We start from the raw sequence: 9,895 nt of genomic DNA, 5'->3' as shown, positions 1-9,895 counted from the left end.
GGCTGTCCCGCCTGGCCGGCGGGCGCCTGCGCCTGCGCGGGCGCGCCGCCCGTCTGGCCTGCGGCAGGGCTGGCGCTCCAGAGCGGCGCGCGGCCCTGGAGGGCGGGCGCGGCCTCGGGATACTGGGCGAGCAGGGCGAGAATCGTGCGCGCGGTCGTGCCCAGCGTGGTCGGGGCCGAGGCCGTGGTGTCGCTGCTGGTGACGAGCCCGCGGGCCGCCAGCGCCAGGGCGGCGGCGGTCTTGGCGTCGATGACAGTATTCTGGCGGTCGCCTCGGGCGCCGCCAGTCTGTATGCCTTGCCGGGGATCGCGGGCCGAGCCGTCCGACGGCCCGGGCCTTTCCAGGCTGCCGGGCTGGCTGACCGCGTCCGGCCGGGCGCCGGAGGCAAGATTCGCGTTGGCGGCGGACATCGTCGTGCCAAGCACGGCGTCCAGCCGCTGCACCAGGACGTTGCCGAGTGCGGCGGGACCTACGCTCATTCTTCAGGCGCCTGAGTGCCGTATGTGGACAAAAGCGTCTGCTGGCGTTTCATGCGTCCCAGCAATTCCCCCAGCCGCGCCAATTGCGGCAAAGCCAGGTCCCGCGTCTGCGCATCGTTTTCCAGGATGCGCACGAGCAGGTCGTATTTGACGGCGCGGCCGGCTTCGTCCAGCGGCTTTGCATGCTCGACCTGGCGCAGGCGTTCCACCCGTTCGCAGTATTGCTGGCCATGGACCATCGCCCCGTCCCAGTCGCCGACCTGGGCGGCCGCTAGCATTTCTCCCGTGATGAGAGCGATCTCCTGGTAGTGTTCCAGGATAGGAGAGGTGTACTGGGTAATGGACGTCATGGAAATCTCGGGCGTTCGATGGCTGGGCTATGCGTATGCCGGGCCTTCAAGGCTGCATGCCGCCGACGGCGCGATCTATGGAGGTCTGCCAGGCCTCGGCCAGGTCCGCCAGCAGGCGGTCGGCGGTTTCGAGTGCTTCCGCGTCCGCGCGCAGGTTCGCCAACAACAGCGTGCGGACGATGTAGTCGTACAGACGGGCGAGATTCGCGGCGATTTCGCCGCCCGCTTCCATGTTCAATCCGGTCTTCAGGCCTTCATCGACGATCTTGATCGCCTTCGAGATAGCGACGCCGCGCTCTACTGCCCTGCCTTCCTGGAGGTGGAGGCGGGCCTGCCCGATCGCCGCCCGGGCTCCCATGTACAGCAGCGAAATCAGCCTTTCCGGGCTGGCGCCCAGAACCTGGGTTTCCAGGCCGATATCGGCGTAGGAACGCACGGAATAGGAGCCGGTCGGACGGCGGGCGGCGTAAGTCATTAATGCATCTTCTATAAATTACTGGGATTTGGTCAAGGCCGCGAACTGCTGGGTCAGGTAGTTGGCCGTGACAGTCTGCTGCGACACGAACTTGTCCAGCGCGATGAACTGGGCGCGCATGGCATCCATGGATGCCGTGCTGGAGGCCTTGGCGCGGGTGAGCTGGTCCTTGACGTCCTTGATGGATTCGTTCAGGCCGTCCTGGCTGAGCTTGATGGAACCGTTGCTGCCCAGGGCCGCCTTGGCCGCGGTGTCGAACTTGGCGGCAAGGCCGTCGGTCGACATCATGATGCGCTTGACGTCGGCGGGGTTGGCGGTCAGCGCCTTGTCCAGTTCCTTTTGATCCAGCTTCAGTTGGCCGGTCTTGGGGTCCAGCGTGATGCCGAGATCGGCCAGCGAACGCACCGAGCCCTCGGAGGTGACGACCTGCAAGGCGCTGGACATGGACGACTGGATGCCGCGCGTCGTGCTGTCGCCGGTCAGGGCCTGGTTCGTGGCGGCCGCCACGTCGAAAGCCGTCAGCTTCGTGATCGTGCTTTGCAGCGAGTTGTAGGCATTGACGAAATCCTGGACGGCCTTGCTGGCCACGCTGGTGTCGCTTTGCAGCTTGAGGGTGACGACCTTGTCGTTCCCGGTCACGGCGTCGGTGCCGGTGAGGGCGGTCAGGTTCAGCGTGATGCCGTCGATGGCGGTCGAAATGTTGTTGCTGCCGCTCTTGACGGTAATGCCGTTGATCTCGATTTCCGAGTCCGCCGCCGCGGTCTGTTCCGTCAGTTCCGTGTCGGCCCCGGAGTTATAGCTGAGGATGTTCTTCAGCTTGTCGTCGCCCGTCACCGTGATGGACTTGACCGATGCCTGCACGCCCGTGTCCTTGGCGCTGAGCATCAGGTAGCTGCCGTCTTCGTTGGTGATGATCGTGGCGCGCACGCCGGCCTTATCGTCGCTGTTGATGGCTTGGGCAATCCCGTTGAGCGAGGTGTCGCCCTTCAGCTCGACGGTGTGCTTGTCGCCGCTGGTCAACTCGATTTCAAACGAACCGTCGGCGCCATTGGAGGCCGTGCGGCTCCCGACGTTGCCCGATTGCAGGGTCTGGGCGGCGGCCAGGCTCTTCACCTTGATGGCGTACTCGCCCATCGTGGCGCCGTTCTCGCCGATGGTCGCGGTCAGCCCTTCGCCGACCACGTTGGCCTTGACGGCGTCCAGCGTCGACGACTTGCCCAGCGCCAAAGCGGCTTTTTGCAGGGCTTCCACTGCGCTTTGGACCTGGCCATAGGCGCTCACCCGGGCCTCGTAGCTGGCCTGGCGATTGGTGTACAGGCTCAGCTTCTTGTCCTCTGCCGCCTGAAGCTTCGTGAGGATGTCTTCCAGCGGGAGTCCGGTGGTCGAGCCGAGATTGGTAATAGAAGCCATGTGAAATCCTTCCTAGCGATGCGATTCTGTCAAAAATTCGGAGCCGGCGATTGGCCGGGTAAGGGCATAAGGCATGCCTAATTCGGTGCTTCTGCGGCGGATTGGCGCCGAAAATACGTAAAACGGCGTTTTAATCCGCGCATCAGGCAGTCGTCTTGATGCCGTTGCCCTGCATGTTCACGATCATTTTGGCGATTCTCAGCACGGCCTCGCTGGGGATGGTGCGCACGACATCGCCCGATTCGGCGTCCACGACCGACACCACCACCTGGTGCACGTCGGGGTCGATTTCGAACTGGAGCTGGGTGGACCAGGCTTTCATCTGGTCGTTGATCTCTTCCAGCGCCTTGTCCAGGGGCAGCTTTTGCGAATCGGATTGGCCCGACGTGGCGCTGCCGGAGGCCCCGCTGTTCGTCGCGGTTGCGGCGGGCGTGACGCTTATGGCGGGATCCGCCACGACAGGGGCGGCCGCGACCGGCGCGGGGGCGAACGAAACAGGGGCTAGCGGGGTTACGGCCATGATCACTCCAACGGCGATGTGGGCGTCTCGGAGGAACGCGCTGTTTTCAGGGAATTCTCAGCTACCATTACGGCAGGCCCGCAGGGAAACTTTAGCCTTCGGCGCGCCAGATGTTTCACACGCTAAATGGTTTGGATGGGGCAATGAGTGTCAAGACGGCGCTGCGAGTTATCGAAATCATCGAAACCTATGCCCGCGAGAAGCGCGCCTTGCCGCTGTCGGACCTGGCCCGGCTGCTGGACGTCCCGGTATCCAGTTGCCTGGCGCTGATACGCACCCTGACCGGGCTGGGCTATCTCTATGAAACCGGCCGGCGCCAGGGCTACTACCCGACGGGCCGCCTGCTGGCCATGGCGCAGCGCATCGCGCGCGCCGATCCGGTGCTGGACCGGGTCTATCCCAGCCTGACCGAATTGCGGGACGCCACCCGCGAAACCGTCGTCTTCGCCAAGCTGAGCCAGGACGGCCGGGTCGTCTACCTGGACGTCCTGGATTCTCCGCATACGATCCGATACGCGCCGGTTGCCGGCGAGTTCAAGGACGTACACGCAAATTCGCTGGGAAAAGCGCTCTTGTCGCTGCTGGAGGAGCCGGCTCGGGACGCCCTCCTGGCGGGCATGTCCATGACCCGCCACAACGAGCGCACGCTGATCACCCGCGAGGCCTTGCTGGCCGATATCCAGCTATCGCGCCAGCGCGGCTGGTTCATGAACAGCGGGGAATCCATTCCGGACGTGGGTGCCATCGCCTGGCCGGTGACGCTGTCGGGCGAGCACTACGCCATTTCCGTGGGCGGCCCGATCTACCGGATCGAGCCGCAACAGGAAAACTACGCCCGCATCCTGCGGGCGGCGTGCACGGGGCTCGAACAGCAGGCCTGAAGCGTGGCCCGGCTGCCCGCGGGCCTCAATAGGACTTGGGCAGCCCCAGGACTTTTTCGGCGATGAAGCACATGATCAACTGTGGGCTGACGGGCGCGATGCGGGGAATGAAGCTTTCCCGCAACAGCCGCTCCACGTGGTATTCCTTTGCGTAGCCCATGCCGCCCAGCGTCATGACCGCGGTCTGGCAGGCGTTGTAGCCGGCCTCCGCCGCCAGGTATTTGGCCGAATTGGCGTAGGGGCCGCAGGGCTTGCCCGCGTCGTACAGGCTGGCCGCCTTGAACACCATCAGGTCCGCCGCCTCCAGTTGCATCCAGGCCTGGGCCAGCGGATGCTGGATGCCCTGGTTCTGGCCTATCGGGCGGCCGAACACGGTGCGTTCGCCGGCGTACTTCACCGCCCGGTCCAGCGCGGCGCGGCCGATGCCCACCGCTTCGGCGGCGATCAGGATGCGCTCCGGATTCAGTCCGTGCAGGATGTACTCGAACCCCCGGCCTTCCTCGCCGATGCGGTCGGCCACCGGAATGCGCAGGCCGTCGATGAACAGCATGTTCGAATCGACGGCCTTGCGGCCCATTTTCTCGATTTCGCGGACTTCGATCCGCTCGCGGTCCAGGTCCGTATAAAACAGCGACAGACCCTGCGTGGGTTTTTCCACCTCGGACAGCGGGGTGGTGCGCGCCAGCAGCAGCATCTTGTTGGCGACCTGGGCCGTCGAGATCCAGATCTTGCGGCCGTGCACCACGTATTCGTCGCCCTGGCGGACCGCGCGGGTGCTGAGCTTGGTTGTGTCCAGGCCGGCGTCCGGCTCGGTCACCGCGAAGCAGGCCTTTTCCCGGCCGGCGATCAGCGGTTCCAGCCAGCGGGCGCGCTGCTCGTCGGTGCCGAACACCACGACGGGGTTCAGCCCGAAGATGTTCATGTGCACGGCCGACGCGCCGGTGAAGCCCGCCCCGGAGGCGGCGATGGTCTGCATCATCAGGGCGGCCTCGGTCATGCCCAGGCCGGCGCCGCCGTATTCCTGGGGCATGGCGATGCCCAGCCAGCCGTCGCGCGCCAGGTCGGCGTGCAGCGGTTCCGGAAAGCCGCCTTCGCGGTCGCGTTCCAGCCAGTACTCGTCGGGATAGCGGTCGCAGATGCGGGAGACGGCGTCGCGCAACGCCAATTGCTCGGGAGTGAATTCAAAGTCCATCAGTCGTTTCCATCTCGGGTGATGCCACGGGCGGCCATGGCGGTGATCCGTTCGGCGGCGTAGCCGGCTTCCTCCAGTACTTCGCGGCTGTGCTGGCCCAGCGTGGGGGCGGGCCGGCGCAGCGATGTCGGGGTGCCTTCGTACCGGCCCAGCGGCGCGGTCGTGCGTATCGGGCCTTCGCTGGGGTGGTCCAGGCGGCGGATGAAGCCGGTCGCGGCCAGGTGTTCGTCTTCCAGCAGGCCGTCCACCGTATAGAGTTGCGACGCGGGGATGTCCGCCCGCGCCAGGTCCTCCAGCCAGTCCTGGCTGGGGCGCGTGGCGACCACATCGGCGACGAAGGCGTAGACCTCGCCGATGTGGGCGGCCCGGGCGCCGTGCGAGCGGAAGCGCGGATCCTGCGACAGTTCGGGCCGGCCGATCAGGCCGAAGAAATTGCGCCAGTGCTTGTCGTTGTAGATCAGCAGGCAGATATAGCCGTCGGCGGTGGCGTAGGGGCGGCGGTGCGGCGCCAGCAGGCGCGCGTAGCCGGTCGGCCCCAGCGGCGGTTCGAACGTGGCGCCGCCCAGGTGGTCTCCCAGCACCAGGTGGGCCATGCCTTCGAACATGGGGATCTCGACCTGCTGGCCGCGCCCGGCGGCCCGGGCGTGCAGCACCGCGGACACCAGCGCGATGCCCACGTGCAGGCCGACGGCGCGGTCGGCCAGGGTCAGGGGGGCGTAGCGCGGCAGGTCGCCGCTTTGCCGGGCGTACAGGGCGGCGATGCCGGTCTGGCCCTGGATCAGGTCGTCGTAGGCGGGCCGGCCTGCATAGGGGCCGGCTTCGCCGAAACCGTAGGCGCCCAGGTACACGATGCGGGGATTGCGCGCGGCCACGGCTTCATAGGACAGGCCCAGCCGGGCCATGGCCTGGGGCCGGATGTTATAGAGCAGGGCGTCGCAGCTTTCGGCCAGCTTCAGGCAGGCCTCCAGCCCCTCGGGCGTTTTCAGGTCCAGCACGACCGAGCGTTTGTTGCGGTTCAGGTGCAGGTAGAGATGGCCCATGCCGGGGTTGCGCATGGGGCCGACGGCCCGCAGGTTGTCGCCCGCGGGGGGCTCCACCTTGATGACGTCGGCGCCCAGGTCGCCCAGGACCTGCGTGGCATAAGGGCCCATCACGACCGAACTGAGGTCCAGGATGCGCACGCCGGCCAGGGGGCCGGCGGCCGGGGCGGACTGTCCGGTCATTGCTGCTCGATCCCCGCGTCGCGGATCAGCTTGCCCCAGAGGTCGCGCTGTTCGCTCACGAACTGGCCGAAGGCTTCCGGGGTGCTGGAGAAGGCGTCGAAGCCCAGGTCCGCCAGGCGTTTCTTGACGTCGGGCTTGGCGACAACCTGGTTGATCGCCGCGTTGAGCCTGGCGACGACTTCCGGCGGCAGGCCCGCCGGACCGAAATAGCCGTTCCAGGAGTTCAGGTCGAAATCCGGCACGCCGGCTTCGGCCATGGACGGCAGGTCCGGCACGATGGCGCTGCGTTCGGCGGTGGACACGGCCAGGGCCCGCAGTTGGCCCGACTGCACGAAGGGCAGGCCCGAGGCCAGGTCCGTGAACATGAAGTCCACCTGGCCGCCGACCACGTCGGTCATGCTCTGGGGCGTGCCTTTGTAGGGCACGTGCAGGATGTCGATCTTGGCGCGGTTGGCCAGGGTGGCGCCGGCGACGATGCCGGTGCTGTTGCCGCTGGCGTAGGTGATGCGTCCGGGACGCTGGCGCGCGTCGGCGATCAGGTCGCCGACGGTTTTCCACGGGCGTTTCGGGTTGACGACCAGGATGAACGGCAGGTTGCCGCCGCGGGCGATGGGCGTGAAGTCCTTGACCGGATCGTAGGGCACGTTCTTCATCAGCCAGGGGGCGGCGGAATGCGAGGTGTTGGTGGTGACGAACAAGGTATAGCCGTCCGGCTTGGCGCGCGCCACGTAGCTGGCCGCGATCGTGGCGTTGGCGCCGGGCTTGTTTTCAACCACGATCTGCTGGCCCAGGATCGCCGACAGCTCGGAGCCGAAAATGCGGCCGACGGCGTCGGTGCCGGAGCCGGCGGGGAAGGGAACGACCAGCGTAATGGGCTTGGCGGGGTAGTCGGCGGCCTGGGCGGCGGGGGCGGCCGCCAAGGTTGCGCCACTGACCAGCGCGGCGCCCAGCAGGGTGGGGAATTTCATGGGTTTGTCTCCTGTTTTGTCGGTCCGGGGCGAGGCTTCTGCGGCCGTCGTTCCCGGCTGCGCCGCTTCAAGCGGCGGTGGGTGGTGCCGGAAAGCCGCGGATCACGCGGTCGGGGGATTCTTCATAGGGGGGCGTATAGATCACCAGCAGACGGGCCGGCTCGTCGCTGGTGACGGTGAACACATGGGGCACGTCGGGCGGAAAATAGCAGCAGTCTCCCGGGCCCATGTCGGCCCATTCGTCCTGCACCTGCGCGCGCGCCGTGCCCGAGATCAGGTAGCAGACCTGCTCGATGCCGGGGTGGGCGTGCGGCAGGGCGCCCTTGCCCTTGTCGATGACGCCCAGCAGCACTTCCACGCCGCGGGCGCCGACGGTGTCCGGACCGATCAGCCGTCGGTTGAGAGTGCCGGTGTGATTGGCGGGGTGGTAGCCGGGGACGTCGGCCTCCCGGACCAGCCAGCCGGGCGTTGCGCGTTGAGTCATGTGCCTCTCTTGGAAATTCTCATATGTGAATTCATTTTTACGTATGAGAAAAATAACGGCAAGCGGTTTTTCGGCCCGGATACCGTGCCGCGCCCTAGGGGATTAGGGAAAACACCGGGCCCGGACTGCTAAAATCCAGGGCTGATTCCACTTCACGGCCCCGCCATGTCTTCTGTCCGCACGCCTGACGCTTCCGCCACCCTGTCCGATTGGCTGCGGTACCTGGAATCCATCCACGCCACCGCGATCGACATGGGCCTGGACCGGGTGCGGGACGTGGCGGCTCGCATGGGGCTGGAGCTTTCCGCCATCAAGTTCGTCGTCGGCGGCACCAACGGCAAGGGTTCCACCTGTGCCATGCTGGAAGCCATCCTGCTGGCGGCCGGCTACAAGGTCGGGCTGTACACGTCCCCGCACCTGATCGATTTCAACGAGCGCGCCCGCATCAACGGCCAGATCGCCACGGACGGCGCCTTGATCGCCCAGTTCCAGGCCGTCGAGGCGGCGCGGGGCGACGTTTCCCTCACGTACTTCGAATTCACCACCCTGGCTATCCTGCGGCTGTTCTCGCAATCCCGCCTGGACGCCGTGGTGCTGGAAGTCGGCCTGGGCGGCCGCCTGGACGCCGTCAACATCGTCGATGCCGATTGCGCCATCGTCACCAGCGTGGACCTGGACCACACCGACTGGCTGGGCGATACCCGCGAGAAAATCGGCTTCGAGAAAGCCCACATCTACCGCGCCGGCCGGCCCGCCATCTGCAGCGACCCGGTGCCTCCGCAGTCGCTGCTGGACTACGTCCAGGAAATCGGCGCCGACCTGTGGCTGTTCGGCCGCGACTACAACTACTCGGGCGACCGCCAGCAGTGGGCCTACGGCGGGCGCGACCAGCGCCGCAATTCGCTGGCCTATCCGGCGCTGCGCGGCGCCAACCAGTTGCTGAACGCCTCGGCCGCGCTGGCCGCGCTGGAATCCGTGCGCGACCGCCTGCCGGTGCAGCAGCAGGCCGTGCGCCTGGGGCTGCTGCAGGCGTCGCTGCCCGGCCGGTTCCAGATCCTGCCCGGCCAGCCCGCGGTCATCCTGGACGTGGCCCACAATCCGCATGCCGCGGCCGTGCTGGCCCAGAACCTGGACAACATGGGCTTCCACCCCTATACCCACGCGGTGTTCGGCATGCTCAACGACAAGGACCTGGCCGGCGTCGTGGCCAAGCTCGGCACCCGCGTCGACCACTGGTATTGCGCCGGCCTGCCCGGCCCGCGGGGCACGTCCGGGCAGGCGCTGGCCGAACAGGTCGCCGCGGCGCTGCCGCCCGTGCCGGCGGGGGGCGAAAGCCCGGGCATCGCGTCCTATCCGGACCCGGCCCAGGCCTTTGCGGCGGCGCGCGAACGGGCGGGGGAGAATGATAGAATCGTGGTGTTCGGATCGTTTCTCACCGTAGCCTCGGTTTTGCAGGCTCTGGGTCGCAAGGCATAGGCAAGAACGGGTCAGACGCTCCAGGGCGGCCCGCCGCCATATAGCCGCAAGGAATTCTCCTCCATGGGTTTTTTCAAACGCAAAGATCCTGCCGACCAGGCGCAGTCCTCCAAAAGGGCGGCTGTGCCTAGCGAGGTCCAGGCAGCGGAGTTGCGCGGCCGCGCGCGGCGCAGGCTGGCGGGCGCCATCGCGCTCGTCCTGGCCGCCGTCATCGTCCTGCCCATGGTGCTCGATTCCCAGCCCGTGCCGGTGGCCGACAATATCCCCATCAAGGTGCCGGAACGCAATACGCCGTTCCAGCCGCAAGTCAGCGAGCTCCAGGTCGCCGCGCCGGAAACGCCGGCGCCGGGCGCCGCGCCTGCCGAGCCTTCGTCGGTGCCCACGCCGCCGCCGGTCACGTCCGTGCAGCCGCCGCCCCTCGCCGCCGCGCCGGCGAC

General features: G+C 67.1%; 10 protein-coding genes and 2 pseudogenes. 3 read left to right on the top strand and 9 right to left on the bottom strand.

Annotated features, from left to right (window positions below):
• From AVE30378_RS32065 to AVE30378_RS32045, 5 genes and pseudogenes are all read right to left on the bottom strand, one after another.
• A pseudogene (locus AVE30378_RS32065) lies at window positions 1-479 on the bottom strand (flagellar hook-length control protein FliK); the annotation flags it as partial.
• Window positions 476-829 (bottom strand): flagellar protein FliT, encoded by a 354-nt coding sequence (locus AVE30378_RS32060; RefSeq protein WP_129247188.1) that lies wholly within the window; start codon window positions 827-829, stop codon window positions 476-478. The gene AVE30378_RS32060 and the pseudogene AVE30378_RS32065, both read right to left, overlap by 4 nt.
• A 46-nt stretch (window positions 830-875) precedes the next feature.
• Window positions 876-1,304 (bottom strand): flagellar export chaperone FliS, encoded by a 429-nt coding sequence (gene fliS / locus AVE30378_RS32055; RefSeq protein WP_129247186.1) that lies wholly within the window; start codon window positions 1,302-1,304, stop codon window positions 876-878.
• Window positions 1,305-1,322: 18 nt separating this feature from the next.
• Window positions 1,323-2,714: a flagellar filament capping protein FliD gene (gene fliD / locus AVE30378_RS32050; RefSeq protein WP_129247184.1), complete on the bottom strand. Its 1,392-nt coding sequence runs from the start codon at window positions 2,712-2,714 to the stop codon at window positions 1,323-1,325.
• Window positions 2,715-2,856: 142 nt separating this feature from the next.
• Window positions 2,857-3,234, bottom strand: coding sequence for a flagellar protein FlaG (locus tag AVE30378_RS32045; RefSeq protein WP_129247181.1), 378 nt, complete (start codon window positions 3,232-3,234; stop codon window positions 2,857-2,859).
• A gap of 143 nt (window positions 3,235-3,377) precedes the next feature.
• On the opposite strand from AVE30378_RS32045, the gene AVE30378_RS32040 reads away from it, so the two are divergent.
• On the top strand, window positions 3,378-4,115 hold the full coding sequence (locus tag AVE30378_RS32040) for an IclR family transcriptional regulator (RefSeq protein ID WP_129247179.1): 738 nt from the start codon (window positions 3,378-3,380) through the stop codon (window positions 4,113-4,115).
• Window positions 4,116-4,140: 25 nt separating this feature from the next.
• Here AVE30378_RS32040 and AVE30378_RS32035 read toward each other — a convergent pair whose 3' ends face one another.
• From AVE30378_RS32035 to AVE30378_RS32020, 4 genes are all read right to left on the bottom strand, one after another.
• On the bottom strand, window positions 4,141-5,307 hold the full coding sequence (locus AVE30378_RS32035) for an acyl-CoA dehydrogenase family protein (RefSeq protein ID WP_129247177.1): 1,167 nt from the start codon (window positions 5,305-5,307) through the stop codon (window positions 4,141-4,143).
• Window positions 5,307-6,530, bottom strand: coding sequence for a CaiB/BaiF CoA transferase family protein (locus AVE30378_RS32030; RefSeq protein ID WP_129247175.1), 1,224 nt, complete (start codon window positions 6,528-6,530; stop codon window positions 5,307-5,309). Before AVE30378_RS32030 ends, AVE30378_RS32035 begins: the two co-directional genes overlap by 1 nt.
• Complete coding sequence (locus tag AVE30378_RS32025) at window positions 6,527-7,498, bottom strand: Bug family tripartite tricarboxylate transporter substrate binding protein (RefSeq protein WP_129247174.1); 972 nt, start codon at window positions 7,496-7,498, stop codon at window positions 6,527-6,529. Before AVE30378_RS32025 ends, AVE30378_RS32030 begins: the two co-directional genes overlap by 4 nt.
• Before the next feature lie 67 nt (window positions 7,499-7,565).
• Window positions 7,566-7,982 (bottom strand): cupin domain-containing protein, encoded by a 417-nt coding sequence (locus AVE30378_RS32020; RefSeq protein ID WP_129247172.1) that lies wholly within the window; start codon window positions 7,980-7,982, stop codon window positions 7,566-7,568.
• A 165-nt stretch (window positions 7,983-8,147) separates the two neighbouring features.
• Here AVE30378_RS32020 and folC point away from each other — a divergent pair, with 165 nt between their 5' ends.
• Together folC and AVE30378_RS32010 are read left to right on the top strand one after the other, a co-directional pair.
• Window positions 8,148-9,458: a bifunctional tetrahydrofolate synthase/dihydrofolate synthase gene (folC, locus tag AVE30378_RS32015; RefSeq protein ID WP_129247170.1), complete on the top strand. Its 1,311-nt coding sequence runs from the start codon at window positions 8,148-8,150 to the stop codon at window positions 9,456-9,458.
• Between the two features lie 63 nt (window positions 9,459-9,521).
• Window positions 9,522-9,895 (top strand): annotated as a pseudogene (locus AVE30378_RS32010) (SPOR domain-containing protein); the annotation flags it as partial.

The sequence above is a fragment of the Achromobacter veterisilvae genome (assembly GCF_900496975.1).
In the GTDB taxonomy this organism is placed as follows: domain Bacteria; phylum Pseudomonadota; class Gammaproteobacteria; order Burkholderiales; family Burkholderiaceae_B; genus Achromobacter; species Achromobacter veterisilvae.
This window is presented reverse-complemented; position numbering and strand designations above follow the sequence as displayed.

Bases quoted from the DNA above. Each gene is read 5' to 3' on its own strand.
- folC (WP_129247170.1), top strand. From the start codon at position 8,148: ATGTCTTCTGTCCGCACGCCTGACGCTTCCGCCACCCTGTCCGATTGG.
- AVE30378_RS32040 (WP_129247179.1), top strand. From the start codon at position 3,378: ATGAGTGTCAAGACGGCGCTGCGAGTTATCGAAATCATCGAAACCTAT.
- fliD (WP_129247184.1), bottom strand. From the start codon at position 2,714: ATGGCTTCTATTACCAATCTCGGCTCGACCACCGGACTCCCGCTGGAA.
- AVE30378_RS32035 (WP_129247177.1), bottom strand. From the start codon at position 5,307: ATGGACTTTGAATTCACTCCCGAGCAATTGGCGTTGCGCGACGCCGTC.
- AVE30378_RS32020 (WP_129247172.1), bottom strand. From the start codon at position 7,982: ATGACTCAACGCGCAACGCCCGGCTGGCTGGTCCGGGAGGCCGACGTC.
- AVE30378_RS32025 (WP_129247174.1), bottom strand. From the start codon at position 7,498: ATGAAATTCCCCACCCTGCTGGGCGCCGCGCTGGTCAGTGGCGCAACC.
- AVE30378_RS32045 (WP_129247181.1), bottom strand. From the start codon at position 3,234: ATGGCCGTAACCCCGCTAGCCCCTGTTTCGTTCGCCCCCGCGCCGGTC.
- AVE30378_RS32030 (WP_129247175.1), bottom strand. From the start codon at position 6,530: ATGACCGGACAGTCCGCCCCGGCCGCCGGCCCCCTGGCCGGCGTGCGC.
- fliS (WP_129247186.1), bottom strand. From the start codon at position 1,304: ATGACTTACGCCGCCCGCCGTCCGACCGGCTCCTATTCCGTGCGTTCC.
- AVE30378_RS32060 (WP_129247188.1), bottom strand. From the start codon at position 829: ATGACGTCCATTACCCAGTACACCTCTCCTATCCTGGAACACTACCAG.